The sequence below is a fragment of the Kaistia geumhonensis genome (genome assembly GCF_030815145.1).
GTDB lineage: Bacteria > Pseudomonadota > Alphaproteobacteria > Rhizobiales > Kaistiaceae > Kaistia > Kaistia geumhonensis.
The window spans coordinates 909,468-924,713 of sequence record NZ_JAUSWJ010000001.1; the positions used below are offsets into that span (position 1 = coordinate 909,468).

General features: G+C 66.5%; 13 protein-coding genes. 6 read left to right on the forward strand and 7 right to left on the reverse strand.

The genetic code is table 11. From position 1 onward, the window contains the following. Nucleotides 1–8 precede the first annotated feature (8 nt). Entirely contained in the window at nucleotides 9–1,529 is a 1,521-nt protein-coding gene (locus tag QO015_RS04245) for a leucyl aminopeptidase (protein WP_266281239.1), read from the reverse strand. Nucleotides 1,530–1,815: 286 nt separating this feature from the next. Here QO015_RS04245 and lptF point away from each other — a divergent pair, with 286 nt between their 5' ends. The 6 genes from lptF (at nucleotide 1,816) to rsmA (ending at nucleotide 9,484) form a co-directional block, all read left to right on the forward strand. Continuing rightward, entirely contained in the window at nucleotides 1,816–2,988 is a 1,173-nt protein-coding gene (gene lptF, locus QO015_RS04250) for an LPS export ABC transporter permease LptF (RefSeq protein ID WP_266281237.1), read from the forward strand. Between the two features lie 15 nt (nucleotides 2,989–3,003). Beyond that, nucleotides 3,004–4,107 carry an LPS export ABC transporter permease LptG gene (lptG, locus tag QO015_RS04255; RefSeq protein ID WP_266281236.1) on the forward strand — a complete coding sequence of 368 codons (1,104 nt, stop codon included), beginning with the start codon at nucleotides 3,004–3,006 and terminating at the stop codon, nucleotides 4,105–4,107. Further along, complete coding sequence (locus QO015_RS04260) at nucleotides 4,104–6,503, forward strand: LPS-assembly protein LptD (protein WP_266281235.1); 2,400 nt, start codon at nucleotides 4,104–4,106, stop codon at nucleotides 6,501–6,503. Before lptG ends, QO015_RS04260 begins: the two co-directional genes overlap by 4 nt. A 106-nt stretch (nucleotides 6,504–6,609) precedes the next feature. Next, nucleotides 6,610–7,554 (forward strand): SurA N-terminal domain-containing protein, encoded by a 945-nt coding sequence (locus QO015_RS04265; protein WP_266281233.1) that lies wholly within the window; start codon nucleotides 6,610–6,612, stop codon nucleotides 7,552–7,554. Between the two features lie 5 nt (nucleotides 7,555–7,559). After that, nucleotides 7,560–8,630 carry a 4-hydroxythreonine-4-phosphate dehydrogenase PdxA gene (gene pdxA / locus QO015_RS04270; RefSeq protein ID WP_266281231.1) on the forward strand — a complete coding sequence of 357 codons (1,071 nt, stop codon included), beginning with the start codon at nucleotides 7,560–7,562 and terminating at the stop codon, nucleotides 8,628–8,630. Next, complete coding sequence (rsmA, locus tag QO015_RS04275; protein WP_266281230.1) at nucleotides 8,627–9,484, forward strand: 16S rRNA (adenine(1518)-N(6)/adenine(1519)-N(6))-dimethyltransferase RsmA; 858 nt, start codon at nucleotides 8,627–8,629, stop codon at nucleotides 9,482–9,484. Before pdxA ends, rsmA begins: the two co-directional genes overlap by 4 nt. Here rsmA and QO015_RS04280 read toward each other — a convergent pair. The 6 genes from QO015_RS04280 to QO015_RS04305 form a co-directional block, all read right to left on the reverse strand. After that, nucleotides 9,481–10,464, reverse strand: a complete 984-nt coding sequence (locus QO015_RS04280) for a methyltransferase (RefSeq protein WP_266281229.1) — start codon at nucleotides 10,462–10,464, stop codon at nucleotides 9,481–9,483. The genes rsmA and QO015_RS04280 overlap by 4 nt on opposite strands. A gap of 71 nt (nucleotides 10,465–10,535) precedes the next feature. Continuing rightward, nucleotides 10,536–11,174, reverse strand: coding sequence for a guanylate kinase (gene gmk / locus QO015_RS04285; RefSeq protein ID WP_266281228.1), 639 nt, complete (start codon nucleotides 11,172–11,174; stop codon nucleotides 10,536–10,538). A gap of 18 nt (nucleotides 11,175–11,192) precedes the next feature. Next, nucleotides 11,193–12,080 (reverse strand): YicC/YloC family endoribonuclease, encoded by an 888-nt coding sequence (locus QO015_RS04290; RefSeq protein ID WP_266281227.1) that lies wholly within the window; start codon nucleotides 12,078–12,080, stop codon nucleotides 11,193–11,195. 96 nt (nucleotides 12,081–12,176) lie between these two features. Next, nucleotides 12,177–13,475, reverse strand: a complete 1,299-nt coding sequence (gene mltG / locus QO015_RS04295; RefSeq protein ID WP_266281225.1) for an endolytic transglycosylase MltG — start codon at nucleotides 13,473–13,475, stop codon at nucleotides 12,177–12,179. Nucleotides 13,476–13,583: 108 nt separating this feature from the next. Beyond that, nucleotides 13,584–14,846, reverse strand: coding sequence for a beta-ketoacyl-ACP synthase II (gene fabF, locus QO015_RS04300; RefSeq protein WP_266281223.1), 1,263 nt, complete (start codon nucleotides 14,844–14,846; stop codon nucleotides 13,584–13,586). A gap of 76 nt (nucleotides 14,847–14,922) precedes the next feature. Then, nucleotides 14,923–15,159 carry an acyl carrier protein gene (locus QO015_RS04305; RefSeq protein ID WP_224572587.1) on the reverse strand — a complete coding sequence of 79 codons (237 nt, stop codon included), beginning with the start codon at nucleotides 15,157–15,159 and terminating at the stop codon, nucleotides 14,923–14,925. Between the last annotated feature and the right edge of the window lie 87 nt (nucleotides 15,160–15,246).

Below are 15,246 nucleotides of genomic sequence, written 5' to 3' on the forward strand. Positions count from 1 at the left end.
CGCCGCGCTCACGCCTCGTGATTGTCGGCGACGAAGCGGTCCAGCAGGCGAACGCCCCAGCCCGATGCCCAGGAGCGGTTGGTCTCGGACTGCGGCGAGCCCATGGCCGTGCCGGCGATATCGAGATGTGCCCAGGGGGTGCCGTCCTTCACGAAGCGCTTCAGGAACTGCGCCGCCGTCACGGAGCCGCCGTCGCGACCGCCGGTGTTCTTGATGTCCGCGAACTTCGATTCGATCTGCTTGTCATAGGCTGGGCCGAGCGGCATCCGCCAGACCTTCTCGCCGGTCGCGAGGCCGGCGGCCAGCAGCTGCCCGGCGAGCGCATCGTCGCTCGCGAAGAGACCGGCATGGTCATGGCCGAGCGCGACGATGATGGCGCCGGTCAGGGTCGCGAGATCGACGATGAGGCTCGGCTCGTAGGTCTTCTGCACGTACCAGAGGGCATCGGCGAGGACGAGCCGGCCTTCCGCATCAGTATTGATGATCTCGATGGTCGTGCCCGAGGCCGCCTCTACGATATCGCCCGGGCGCTGCGCGTTGCCGTCCGGCATGTTCTCGACGAGGCCGATGATGCCGACGACATTCGCCTTGGCCTTGCGGCTTGCCAGCGCGTGCATAAGGCCGACGACCGCCGCGGCGCCGCCCATGTCGCCCTTCATGTCCTCCATGCCGCCGGCCGGCTTGATCGAGATGCCGCCGGTATCGAACACGACGCCCTTGCCGACGAAGGCGACCGGCTTCGACGCGGCCTTGTCGCCATCCTTGCCGTCCTTCAGCCCGTTCCAGTGCATGGCAACCAGGCGCGGCGGCCGCACCGAACCCTGCGCGACGCCGAGCAGCGCCCGCATGCCGAGCTTCTTCATCTGCTTCTCGGTCAGCACCTCGATAGCGACGCCGAGATCGGCGAGCGCCTCGGCCTTGGCGGCGAATTCGAGCGTGCCGAGCACATTGGCCGGCTCGTTGACGAGATCGCGGGCGAGGACGACGCCCTCGGCCACCGCAGCCCGCGCGGGCCAGAGCTTCTTCGCCTTGCCGGCCTCGGGGCCGACGATAGCGAGCGCAGGCGGCGCCTTGGCAGCCGAATCATCGTCCTTGGCGCGGCTGCGATAGCGATCGAATGCATAGGCGCGGAGACTCGCTCCAAGGCCGATCTCGGTGAGCTCGGCCGGCGAAACATCGACGCCATCGGGGCGCTCCGCGATCAGCGTCGCCGTCTCGCCCTTGCGCAGCGCACCCATGATCGTGCCGCCGAGGCGCGACCAGTCGAGCTCCTTAAGCTCGCCCGCCTTGCCGAGGCCGACCACGACCAGTCGCGCGGCGCCGATGCCCGCCGGCGCCAGGAGATCGAGAGTCGCGAGAAGCTTGCCCTTGTATTCGGCCGAGGCGGCCGCGCGCGTCACGAGATCGCCGATTCCGAGCGCAGTTGCGGCCGAGCCGAGGGCGAGCGTGTGGTCCGTGAGCACGACTAGCGTGCCGCCTTCTGCGGCGGGAGCGGATTTCGAGAATGTGATCGAGGGACGGCTGGACATGCGGTGGGGCTTTCGCGAAGGCAGGGCGTCGCGGCAACACTTGGCCGCGAGATGAAGGCGGCACTTTGGCGCCGCCGCCGGCTCTATGGCAAGTGCCGGCGGATCGGGCTAGACGTTTACCTTTCGCTAAGGATGTTCCTTGGCCGATCGTTTACCGCGATGGTTCAGGCATGAGGATGATGGCAGGCGCGCCTAAGGGGTCCGGAAGAGTACCGGCTCAATTCCGCCGCGCTTCGCTCGATAGTGCGACCGCGAACCGACCGGGACCGGGACGATCGATGCTGGAATGACGCTGATCGGGCGATACATCTTCAAGCGGATGCTGGCGGCAGCGATGCTCAGCCTCGGCGGCCTCGCGGGCACGGTCTGGCTGAGCCAGGCCTTGCGCGAGCTCAACCTCGTCACCACGCAGGGCCAGAGCTTCGTCACCTTCGCGCAGGTCTCAGCCCTGATCTTTCCGGGCCTTCTGCTTATCGTCTGCCCCGTCGGCGTCCTGATCGGCGTCATCTACACGCTCAACCAGCTCAATGCCGATTCCGAGCTCGTGATCATCAATGCGAGCGGAGCCTCGCCGGTGACCCTGCTGAAGCCGGCGCTGCTGCTCGGCACCATCGGCATGATCCTCGTCGGCACGATGTCTCTCTATCTCGTGCCGCGCTCGCTGCAGGCGGCGCGCGAGATGATCACCAACATCAACAGCGACTTCGTCTCCACCTTCATCCAGGAGGGCACCTTCGTCCAGATCGGCGACGACCTCGTCTTCCACATCCGCGACCGCAAGCCCGACGGCGTGCTGGAAGGCATCTTCATCCAGGACGAACGCGACAAGACGCAGAGCACCGTCTATGTGGCCGGCCAGGGAATCATCCTCAAGAACCCGCTCGGCACCTTCCTCGTGATGCGCAACGGAACGATCCAGCAGCGCTCCGTCGAGAAGGGCTCGATGTCGATCATCCAGTTCGAATCCTACGCCTTCGACATGTCGACCTTCGGCGGAGGCGGGGCGCTCCCGGCCTTCAACGCCGCGGAGCGAAGCACCTCGTATCTGCTGTCGCCCGACATCAACGACGAGGAATACCAGAAGCGCCCCAGCGCCTTCACCGCCGAGCTGCATGATCGCCTCTCCTCGCCGCTCTACACGCTGCTCTTCGCCCTTCTTCCGGTCATGGCGCTCGGCCAGGCCCAGACGACCCGACAGGGACGCGGCGTCCTGATTCTCTCGACCGTGCTGCTCGCGACCGGCATCCGCGTCGGCGGCCTGATCGTCGCGGGAATCGCGGCCAATCACGTGATCCTGGTGCCACTGCTCTACGTCATTCCGCTGGGCGCCATCGCCGTCGCCCTGTTCGCGGCGATGAGGGGCTACCGCTTCGCCGCGTCCGAGGGCATCGGCTCGGCCGTGGCGGAGCTGGCGCAACGCCTCGTTCCGAGGCGCCAGACCGCCGGTGGGCGGGCGTGACGCGATGGTGACGCCATGACCAGTAATCACACGCTCGCGCTCTATTTCGCCCGGCGATTCGCGAAGATGGCGCTCGTCATCTTCCTGGTGGTGTTCGTTCTCATCGCCTTCATCGACTACCTCGAGCTGGCGCGGCGAGCCGTGCAGCGGTCGAATTTCGATGCGCTCATCTATCTCGCGGTCTCGCTGACGCGCGTGCCGACGGTGGTCGAGCGAGCACTGCCCTTCACGGTGCTCTTCGCCGCGATGGCGAGCTTCGTCCTCGCCAACCGCCAGCTCGAGCTGGTGGTCGCGCGCGCCTCGGGCGTGTCCGCCTGGGGCTTCGTGCTACCGGCGGCCGTCGTCGCGCTCGTGTTCGGCATCTTCGCGACGACGGTGTTCAATCCCGCCGCGACGGCGCTGAAGGAAGAATCGATTGCCATCCTCAACCGGGTCGGCGACGGACCGCTGACGCTCGAGAGCGCGACCAACCAGCAGAACAAGCCGATCTGGATCCGGCAGTCGGGACCGGACGGCAATTCAATTCTCGGCGCCAAGAACAGCTACAATCGCGGCCTGTCGCTTTCAGGCGTCTCCGCCTTCGTGTTTGGAGAGAGCGGCGCGCTCGACCACCGCATCGACGCTCGCACTGCACAATATTCCGGTGGAGAGTGGATCTTCCGCAACGGCACGATCACACGGTCCGGCGCTGTTCCCCAGCCCTTCGACGAGACCCGGCTCGCCACCGATCTCGGGCCCAACCAAGTGTCGCAGCAGCTGGCCGACCCGCAGACGCTCTCTTTCTGGTCCTTGCCGCAATTCATTGATATCTCTGAGAAAGCCGGCGTTCCGAGCAGCGGTTACGAGATGCGCTTCCAGTCGCTTCTCGCCCAGCCGCTGCTCTTCATGGCCATGGTTCTCGTGGCGGCGACGGTGTCGCTCCGCTTCTCCCGATCGCGTGATCTCGGGCAGGTGATTCTGACTGGCGTGGTCGTGGGCTTCGTGCTTTATGTGGTCACAGAATTGGCGATTGGCCTCGGCAGGAGCGGGGTCGTTGCACCGGTGATCGCGGCATGGTTTCCTTCCATCGTCGCGTCGCTGGCGAGTGTCACCGTGTTGCTGTATCGGGAGGACGGATGATCGGGGTTTCCGTTCCCTGCCGACGAACACGTCGCTTCGCCGGTGTGTTTCCGCGCTTCGTGGCTGCGCTTGCGATCGCCGCCGCGGCAAGCTTCGTCGTTCCCGCCTCGCCCGCCGATGCTCAGACCAATCCGGGCTCGCTCGGCTTCGGAACCGACGAGAATTTCAAGCCGACGCCGGGCGCGCAGATGCTGCTCGAGTCGGATCAGCTCATCTATGACTACGACAAGTCCACGGTCGCTGCCGTCGGCGGCGTGAAGATCTATTACGACGGCTACACGCTCGAAGCGAAGAAGGTCACCTACGACCAGAAGAACAAGACGATGGTCGCCGAGGGCGGCGTGAAGATCGTCGACCGCACGGGCGCCATCATCAATGCCGAGACGATCGACATCACGCAGGACTTCGCGAACGGCTTCGTCACGGCGCTGAAGCTCGATACGCCGTCGCAGACGCATTTCGCGGCCGAAAAGGCCCTACGCAAGGACGGCACGACGACGACGTTCTATCGCGGTGTCTATACGGCCTGCGAACCCTGCCGCGAAAAGCCCGAAAAGGCGCCGGTCTGGCAGGTGCGCGCGGCGCGAATCATCGTCGACCACAACGAGCACATGATCTATTTCCGCTCGGCGCGGCTCGAGTTCCTGGGCATCCCGGTCGCCTATTTCCCGGCCTTCTCGTCGCCGGACCCGACGGTGAAGCGCAAGAGCGGCTTCCTCTTCCCCTCGGCCGGCTACAAGTCGGCGCTCGGCGCCTTCGCCAAGGTGCCCTATTTTTGGGCCCTGGCGCCGAATTACGACCTGACCTTCTCGCCGGCTGTCTACACCAAGCAGGGTCTCCTGCTCGACGCCGAGTGGCGCCACCGGCTCGACACCGGCATCTACACGCTGCACATGGCCGGCATCCGTCAGGCGGATCCGGAGGCCTTCGTCGAGGAAGGCACGCGCAATTCGGGCGACCAGGAATATCGCGGCGGGCTCAGGACCACCGGCCAGTTCTTCCTGAACAGGCTGTGGACGTTCGGCTGGGATGCGACGCTGCTCTCGGACCGGACCTTCACGCGCGACTACAACGTCCTCTACGAATCAACGGATGTCGCAGTCTCCCAGGTCCACCTGACGGGTCTCAGCCAGACCAACTATTTCGACATGCGCGGCTATTATTTCCGCGTGCTGACCAACGACCAAGGCGCCGAATACAATCAGGCGCGCCAGCCCTTCGTCGCGCCGGTCGCCGACCAGAACTATCTGTTCGACAAGGACGTGCTCGGCGGTCAGCTGACGATGAGGAACAACGTCGTCAGCCTGACGCGCGACCAGACGGACTGCGTCGATTCGGGCGGCGACGGCATCTGCCGTCCGGGCGACGCGATCCTTGGCCTCAAGGGCAACTTCAACCGCGCCAGCACGGACTGGACCTGGCAGTCCCAGACGATCGGGCCGGCCGGCATGGTGCTGAAGCCCTTCGCCTATCTGCGCGCCGACGCTTTCTACCTGTCGCAGGACGAGCAACTGCTCGGCATCGACGACAACGGCCAGTACTATCGCGCGATGCCGGCCATGGGCCTCGAGTGGCGCTGGCCGATCCTCGCCGCCGGTGGCGCGTCGAGCATGCTGATCGAGCCGATCGCCCAGATGATCGTCCGCCCGGACGAGCCGCTCGCCGGCAGGCTGCCTAACGAAGACGCGCAGTCGCTCGTCTTCGACGATTCCTCACTGTTCGACTGGGACAAGTTCTCGGGCTACGACCGCATCGAAGGCGGCACCCGCGCCAATCTCGGCTTCCGCTACGCCGCTGAGCTCGGCGCCCTGGCAACCGTCTCCGGCGTGGTCGGCCAGTCCTATCAGATCGCCGGGCTCAACTCGTTCGCGGTCGAGGATCTGACCGAGACGGGCACCGTCTCTGGCCTTGAGGACGACGTCTCTGACTATGTCGGCAGCATGACCGTCGATTCCGGCCGCGGCTATTTCGTCAGCGCGCGCGGGCGGTTCGACTCGGCCACCTTCGACGTCAATCAGGCGCAGGTGACCGCGACCGGGAAGATGGGCGACGTTACCGCCTCCGCCTCCTATCTTTATCTGCGCGAGCAGCCTGCGATCGCCAGCACCAACAGCGGCACGCCGACGGATACGATCAGCGGCCGCGCGTCCTGGCAGTTCACCGAGACCTGGCGCCTGTTCGGATCGATCGCCTGGGACTTCGCGGAAAAGCAGATGGCCGGCAACAGCATCGGCCTCGCCTATGACGACGAGTGCACGACCTTCTCCATCGCCTATAGCGAGATCACGCAGGACTATACCGACCTGCAGACCTCGAAATCGCTGATCGTCAGCCTGCAGCTGCGCACCCTCGGCGGCACGCAGTTCCAGAGCAACTTCAGCGACGGCAACAATTGACCTCGAATAACGCGGCGGCCTTCATCCTTTTGCCTGAATTTGAGGTTCTAGCCTCGTTCAAGTCCAAGGTCGGGGGACGGCGTCGAGACATCGGAAAGGGGAGCTGATGCGGTTCCATACGATGCGGAGCATGATCGCCGCGGCGGGCATCGCCGCCGCGGCGATTGCCATGACTAGCGTCGCACCGGTCCCGGCGGTGGCGCAGCAGGCCGTGAAGGCCTCCGTCAACGACCAGCCCATCACCAGCTACGACGTGCAGCAGCGCGTCAAGATGATGACGCTGTTCCGCCAGAAGACGAGCGAGAAGATCGCGCTCGACGACCTCATTGACGAGACGCTGGCCGAACAGGTGGCCAAGCGTGCCAAGCTGACGCTTCCGAGCGACGCGGAGATCAACCAGCGCGTCGCCGGTATCGCCAAGCAAGTGAAGCTGACCGTTCCGCAGTTCGAGCAGGCGCTGAACCAGCAGGGCGTGCAGCTTGCGACGCTGAAGCGCTTCTTCCGCGGCCAGGCGACCTGGGCGGCGGTGATGCGCGCCAAGGCATCGAGCCTCAAGGCGGACGTGTCGGAAGCCGACATCCAGGCCGAGATGCAGAAGGAGGGCGTGTCGCCCGACACGGCCACGATCAAGGAATTCAAGCTTCAGCAGATCGTCTTCGTGATTCCGAAGGGTTCGCCGCCCGGCATGGTCGGCAAGCGGACCGCCGAGGCCGAATCGTTCCGCAAGCGCTTCCCCGGCTGCGACGGCAGCCTCGCGCTCGCGCAGACGATGAAGGGCGTCGTGGTCCTCGACATCGGCCGCCGCGATTCGACGCAGGTCAGCGGCGAAGGCGCCGAGGCGCTGATGAAGACCCCCGTCGGCGGCACGCTGAAGCCCGACGTCACCGATCGCGGCGTCGAGGTCGTCGCAGTCTGTTCGGTCAAGGAAGTGCAGAGCACGGCCGGTGTCCGCGCAGCCGCCGAGCGCCGGCTGCTGGAGAGCGAGACGAAGGACCTCGAGACGAAGTTCAAGGCAGAGCTTCGCCAGAACAACAAGATCGTCTATAACTGATCGCCATGGATCGATCGAAGGCGACACGTCCGCTCGTCCTCACGATGGGCGAGCCCGCTGGCATCGGCCCCGACGTGACGCTCGCGGCCTGGTCGGCGCGCCGCGAGCGCGAGCTTCCCTATTTCTACTGTCTCGCTGACCCCGATGCGCTCGCCGCCCGCGCGGCGCGCATCGGCATCGACGTGCCGATCGAAGTCGTCGCGCCAGGCGAGGCTGCCGAAGCTTTCGAGCGGGCCCTGCCGGTCGTCCGGCTGGAGACACGCACCCATGCCGAGCCCGGGCGGCCCGACCGCGCTGCCGCGCAGGGCGTGATCGAGGCGATCGCCCGCGCCGTTGCCGATGTCCGGGCCGGCTCCGCAGCGGCCGTGGTCACCAATCCGATCAATAAGAAGGCTCTTGTCGAGGCCGGTTTCCAGCATCCCGGCCATACCGAGTTTCTCGGCATGCTCTCGGCCGCCTGGAGCGGACAACCCGCAAGGCCGGTCATGATGCTCGCCGGCCCCGGCCTTCGCTGCGTTCCGGCCACGATCCACGTTCCGATCTCTGCCGTGCCCGGTCTTCTCACCGAGGAACTGCTGCTCGCGACGGGGCGGACCATCGATCGCGACATGCGCCGCCGCTTCGGCTACCCTCGACCTCGCATTGCGGTCGCAGGCCTCAATCCGCACGCCGGTGAAGGCGGCGTGATGGGAACGGAAGACGATGCCGTTATCCGGCCGGCGGTGGAGCGCATGAAGCAGGAGGGCATCGACGCCTTCGGCCCATTGGCGCCCGACACGATGTTCCACAGCGCCGCGCGCGCGCGGTACGACGTCGCGCTCTGCATGTACCACGATCAGGCGTTGATCCCGACCAAGACGGTCGCCTTCTCCGAGACGGTGAACGTCACGCTCGGCCTTCCCTTCATTCGCACGTCGCCCGACCACGGAACGGCGTTCGACATCGCCGGGACGGGGACGGCCGACTTCTCCAGCCTCGTGGCGGCGCTTCGCCTCGCCGACGAACTCGCGGCGCACGAGGCCGCTTATATCGCGGCTCAGACCTCTGGCACCGAAGCGCCGCGGATGAGCGCGTGAACGCTGCCGACGGACTGCCGCCGCTGCGCGACGTCATCGCCGCGCATGGCCTCAACGCGCTGAAATCGCTCGGCCAGAACTTCCTGCTCGATCTCAACCTGACCGGCCGCATCGCCCGTGCCGCTGGCCCGCTTGAAGGCGTCACGGTGATCGAGGTCGGTCCCGGACCTGGCGGATTGACGCGGGCCCTGCTCAGCGAGGGCGCAACGCGCGTGATCGCCATCGAGCGCGACCGCCGCTGCATCGCCGCTCTCGAGGAGATTGCCGCGCATCATCCCGGCCGGCTCGAGATCATCGAAGGCGATGCGCTCGCGACCGACATGGCGGCGCTCGCCAGCGGCCGGGTGAAGATTGTGGCCAACCTCCCCTACAACATCGCGACGCCACTTCTCATCGGCTGGCTGCAGGCCGAGCCCTGGCCTCCCTTCTACGAGAGCCTGACGCTGATGTTTCAGCGCGAGGTGGCGGAGCGCATCGTTGCGACGCCGGACGACGACGCCTATGGCCGGCTAGGCGTCATGGCCGGGTGGCGGACCGAGGCGCATATCCTGTTCGACATTTCACCGAAGGCCTTCACGCCGCCGCCGAAGGTGACCTCTTCGGTCGTGCAGATGATCCCGCGCCGCAACCCCCTCCCCGCCGATCTCAAGGCCGTGGAGCGAGTCACCGCAGCCGCCTTCGGCCAGCGGCGCAAGATGCTGCGCCAGAGCCTCAAGTCGCTCGGCACCGACCCGTTGCCGCTGCTCGCCGCGGCGGGAATACCCGAGACGGCGCGTGCCGAGGAGATCGACGTCGCCGGCTTTGTCCGCCTCGCCAACGGCCTCGCAAACAAGACCGCCGACGCCGCCAGCTAGGTTGCCTCAGCCTCGATCAGAGCCGTGCCGGACGGCGTCGACGTCGCGCCGATCCAGCGGAACCCCGCCCCTTGCAGGAGCGACCGGTATTCGTCGAGGTTGCGCTCGCGGCCCCCGACGACGGCGAGCATCACGATGTCCAGCCCCTTGGCCGGATGCGGCTCGTTTCCGTCCGGCAGTGGCGCCTCGATGATGAGGACACGCGCGCCCGGATCGGCGGCCGCGCGGATCGCGGCGAGAATCCGATGGGCCTCGCCATCCTGCCAGTCGTGCAGGATCCGGCGGAGCAGATAGGCGTCGGCGCTCGGCAACGGGTCGTCGAAGAAGCTGCCGCTGACCACCGTGATGCGCTCGGCCGGCGCCGCGGCGGCCACGACATGGGGCAGATCGAACAGGACACCACGGCTTGCCGGCGCCGCTTCCAGGACGGCCCGCAACAGAGAACCGTTCCCGCCGCCGATATCGGCGATCACCGCGAATCGTGAAAAGTCCCCCGCTTCGACCACGCTCGCCGTGTCGATGCTGGCGCGGCTTGCCATGGCGGCGTCGAAGATCGCCGATGCCTCAGGATGAGCGGCGAGGTAGTCGAAGCTCTCGGTGCCGAACACGTGGCGGATACCCGTCTCGCCGGTAGCCAGGGCATGATTCAGCGCGCCGACGGACCGCCATTGCCATTCCGCTCCGAGCATCCGCGCATAAGGGCGGAGGCTACGCGGATGGTCTGATCGCAACAGGCGCGAGGCGTCGGTGTGGCGATAGCCCTCGGGACTCGCGTCGAACACGCCATGCGCCACGAGGAGCCGCAGGATCCGGTTCAGCGCGTCGGCATCGACGCCCGCCCGCGCGGCGAGAATTTCTGCGCCTGACGGCTCATGCCCGAGATGATCGGCAATTCCCACCTCGGCGACGACCTGCATACAGCGCGCCACGAGATGGCCGCTGATGGCCCGCATGGCGATGTCGACGGCACTCGCATGCATTGTCCCCTCCCGCAAAAGAGGCGACGGCAACCATAGCATGAGGAACCGATGTCCGCGATACCGACGCGCGTTCAGGTCTCGGCAAGCAGACCGGCGACGAAGCTCTCGAGATAGGTGTCGCGGGCGCGGCGCATCCGCTCGGCATAAAGGATGGCGCGGGCCTTCTCGAGCGAGGTCTGGAGATCCTTGTTGATGATCACATAGTCATAGTCGCGCCAGTGCTCGATCTCGGCGCGGGCATTGGCGAGCCGCTTGGCGATGACCTCGGCCGTATCCTCCGCACGCCGCTCCAGCCGCGCCGCCAGCTCGCGCATGGTCGGCGGGAGCACGAAGATGCGCACGAGGTCTTCCGGCATCGCGCTGGCGACCTGGTCGGCGCCCTGCCAGTCGATGTCGAAGAGAACGTCCTTGCCGCCCGAAAGCGCCAGCTCGACGGGCTCGCGCGGCGTGCCGTAGCAGTTGCCGTGCACTTCGGCCCATTCGAGCAGATCGCCCTGGTCGCGCATCCGCTCGAACTTCTTCTTGTCGATGAAGTGGTAGTGGACGCCGTCGATCTCGCTCGGCCGGCGACCACGTGTCGTCACCGAAACCGACAGGACGATGTCCTTGTCCTCCATCAGATGACGCGCGATCGTGGACTTGCCGGCGCCCGAGGGCGAGGACAGCACGAGCATCAGGCCGCGGCGCTGCGGCTTGGCGGGGACGGACATCGGGACGCGGCCTCTTTCCTATTCGAGGTTCTGGATCTGCTCGCGCAGTTGGTCGACCGCCGATTTGAGATCGAGGCCGATAGCCGTCAGCGACCGGTCATTGGCCTTGGCGCAGAGCGTATTGGTCTCGCGGTTGAATTCCTGCGCGAGGAAATCGAGCTTGCGGCCAACCGGGCCGCCTTCCGCGAGAAGGGCCGAGGCCGCGGCGACATGGGCAGCGAGACGGTCGAGTTCCTCGCGGATATCGGCGCGGGTCGCAATCAGCGCCGCTTCCTGGTGAAGGCGATCCGGGTCGAAGGCCGGCGAGGCGTCGAGAAGCGCCGCCACCTGATCGGCGAGACGGCGGCGGATCGCGTCGGGCGTGCGGGCTGGCGCTTCCTCGGCCTTCTGGCGCAAAAGGTCGATCTCGGCGAGGCGCGTTGCAAGAACGGCGCCGATGGCCGAGCCCTCCCGGGCGCGGGCCGCAACGAGATCGTCGAGCGTGCGCTCGAATTCGGCGATGAGGAGTCGCGCCAGTTCGGCCAGCTTCTCCGGGTCGTCCTCGGCATCCACGACCTCGAGGACACCGCGGATGGCGAGCAGGCCGTCCACGCTCACCGGAGCGGCGTCGATGCGGCTGCCGATGCGCTTGGCAAGCGCCATCACCTGCTCGAGTAGCGGCTCGTTCACGCGGAGCTGCGAGGCGCTGGCCTCGGCCTGAAGGGCGAGCGACACCTGGACACTGCCGCGCTGGAGGCGAGCTCCGAGCCGCTCGCGCAGCGCCGGCTCGATCGTGTCGATGCCGGCGGGAAGGCGCAGGCGAATGTCGAGCCCCTTGCCGTTGACGCTGCGGATCTCGAACGTCCAGCGGTAGCCGAGGCCGGCGCCCGTGCTGCGGGCGAAGCCGGTCATGCTCATAAGCGTCATGCGATCATCCCGATCCGCTCGCCCCTGCCCCGAAAGCGGCGACCATAGTCGCAGCCGCCCTCTGCCTCAAGGGAGCCGCTGGTTGGCTGGGCGCGCTCAATCCTGCTGCGTGCCGGCCTTCGGCTTCTTGGCTCCGCCGCCATTCGCGGGTGGCTGAGGCGCGGCGTCGGTCGGATCCGCCTCCTGGTCGCCGGGTCCCGTGCCGGCTGGTGCGGCATCGCCATCGGCGGCATCGGCTCCCGCCTTCTGATCGGCCATCAGCGCGCGATAGCGGGCGACGTTCTTGCGGTGGTCCTGGTAGTTTTCCGCGAAGGCGTGGCCCCCGGTTCCGTCCGCGACGAAATAGAGGTCCTTGGTGCGCGAGGGATTGGCCGCAGCCGCCAGCGAAGCGCGGCCGGGATTGGCGATCGGTCCCTTCGGCAGACCTGCGATCTTGTAGGTGTTGTAGTCGTTCTCGGCATCAAGGTCGCTGCGCTTGATCGCGGCGCCCTGCGGCAGTCCGGCTCCGCCATAGACGCCATAGATGACCGTCGGATCCGACTGCAGGCGCATGTTCTGCTTGAGGCGATTGATGAAAACGGCCGCGACGCGGCTGCGCTCGTCGGCGATGCCGGTCTCCTTCTCGACGATCGAGGCGAGCGTCACGAGTTCTTCCGGCGACTGGACGGGCAGGTCCTTGTCGCGGCCGGCCCAGACCGTCGCCACGACCCGGTCGTGCTCCCGCTCCATACGATCGATGATGCCCTGCCTGCTGTCGCCGCGCGTGTAGCGATAGGTATCGGGGAGCAGAGTGCCTTCCGGCGGTACCGTCTCGATGGTGCCGATCAGGACCGGATCGGCGTTGAGCTTGTCGACGATCTGCTCGCTCGTCAGTCCCTCGGGGATGCTGATCGAATAGACGATGCCCTTGCCGCTCACGAGCGCATTCATGATGTCGCGCATGCTGGCGTGGGCGGGGATCAGATATTCGCCGGCCTTGAGATTGTCGCGCTCGCGCGAGAATTCGACGCCGGCCACGAAAATCCACTTCGAGGATATGAGCCCACGCTCGTGCAGGATCTCGGCGATATCGCGCAGACCCGTGCCCCGGTCGATCAGGACGGTGCGCGGCTGGTCGAAATGGCTGCGCTCCTCGAAGCGCATCTTGCCGAAGAAGAAGAGACCCGCAGCACCGAGCACGCTGACGACGATGATCGTCATCGCGAAATTCATGATCATGACGATCGGGTGGCGCGCCTGCTGCGAGCGAGGCGGCGGGCCTGGCGCACGCTCGGGACGCAGCGCGTCGCTGGGGCTCTTCGGATTGATCCGGCTGGCTCCTGCCGCGCGAGACTTTCCTCGGGCCGGCTCGGCGGCCTTGTCGGCGCCCTCGCCTGTCGGCTGCGCGTCGTTCATCACACCCCGCACCTTGATTGCCGGCCGCTCCAGCCCGTATCGGCCGATCGCGCGACTTTAGGGAGGAATATGGCGAAAGCGCGGGCGATGCCCGCTGCGCCGCTCCGCTCAGCCGTCATGCCGGCGGAAGACCAGCGATGCATTGGTGCCGCCGAAGCCGAACGAGTTCGAGAGCGCGACGTCGATCTTGCGCTTGCGCGCGACCTTCGGGACGAGGTCGATCGGCGTCTCGTAGGCGGGATTGTCGAGATTGATGGTCGGCGGCGCGACATTGTCGCGAATGGCGAGAAGGGAGAAGATCGCCTCGATCGCGCCGGCGGCGCCGAGCAGATGGCCGGTCGCCGATTTGGTCGACGACATGGATACCTCGGCCGCGGCATTGCCCAGCACGCGCTCCACAGCCGCAAGCTCGATGCCGTCCGCCATGGTCGATGTGCCATGCGCGTTGACATAATCGACATCGGAGGGGGCGATACCCGCCCGCTTCAGCGCGGCCTGCACGCAGCGATAGGCGCCATCGCCATCCGGCGCAGGCGCGGTGATGTGATAGGCGTCGCCGGAAAGGCCATAGCCGATCACCTCGCCATAGATCTTGGCGCCGCGGGCGAGCGCATGCTCGCGCTCCTCGAGCACCACGATGCCGGCACCCTCGCCCATCACGAAGCCGTCGCGGTCCTTGTCATAGGGACGCGACGCCTCCTCGGGACGATCGTTGTAGCCGGTCGACAACGCCTTGCAGGCCGCGAAGCCGGCCAGCGAGATGCGCGAGATCGGGCTTTCCGTGCCGCCAGCGATCATGACGTCGGCATCGTCGAGCGCAATCAGCCGGGCCGCATCACCGATCGCGTGCGCGCCGGTCGAGCAGGCCGTGACCACGGCGTGATTCGGGCCTTTGAAGCCGAAGCGGATCGAGATCTGGCCGGAGGCGAGATTGATGAGGCGGCCGGGAATGAAGAAGGGGCTAACGCGACGGGGGCCGCGGTCGCGGAGGATATACCCTGCCTCCACGATGCCCTCGATGCCGCCGATGCCGGAGCCGACCAGCACGCCGGTGCGGATCTGGTCCTCATAGGCGGTCGGAAGCCAGCCCGAATCGCGCACGGCCTGGTCGGCGGCGGCCATCGCGAAGACGATGAACTCGTCGACCTTGCGCTGCTCCTTCTCCTCCATCCAGTCGTTCGGATCATAAGCGCCGTCCGACAGCGCACCGCGCGGAACGCGGCAGGCGATCTGGCAGGCGAGATCGTCGACTTCGAAAGAGGTGATGCGCGAGGCGCCGCTTTTTCCGGCGAGCAGGTTCGACCACGTGACGTCGACACCGCAACCGAGCGGCGTGACCATACCCATCCCGGTGACGACGACACGTCTCATGCGCAACTCCCGAACCGGACCCCGAGGGTCCGGTCGCCGTTTCTTTTTGTCTGAGGGGAAACTGGATGACGCCGGATCAGCCGGCGTTCTTCTCCAGGAAGTTGACCGCGTCGCCGACGGTCAGGATCGTCTCGGCGGCATCGTCGGGGATCTCGACGCCGAACTCTTCCTCGAAAGCCATGACGAGCTCGACGGTGTCGAGGCTGTCCGCGCCGAGGTCGTCGATGAAGCTCGCACCTTCCGTCACCTTGTCGGCGTCGACGCCGAGGTGCTCGATCACGATCTTCTTAACCCGGTCAGCGATATCGCTCATTTTGTCCTAACCTCGACTGTTCGTGTCACTTCACTCGACGCGATTTCTCGCACGCGGGAGATGGACCTGAAAGCCCACTCCCGGAAA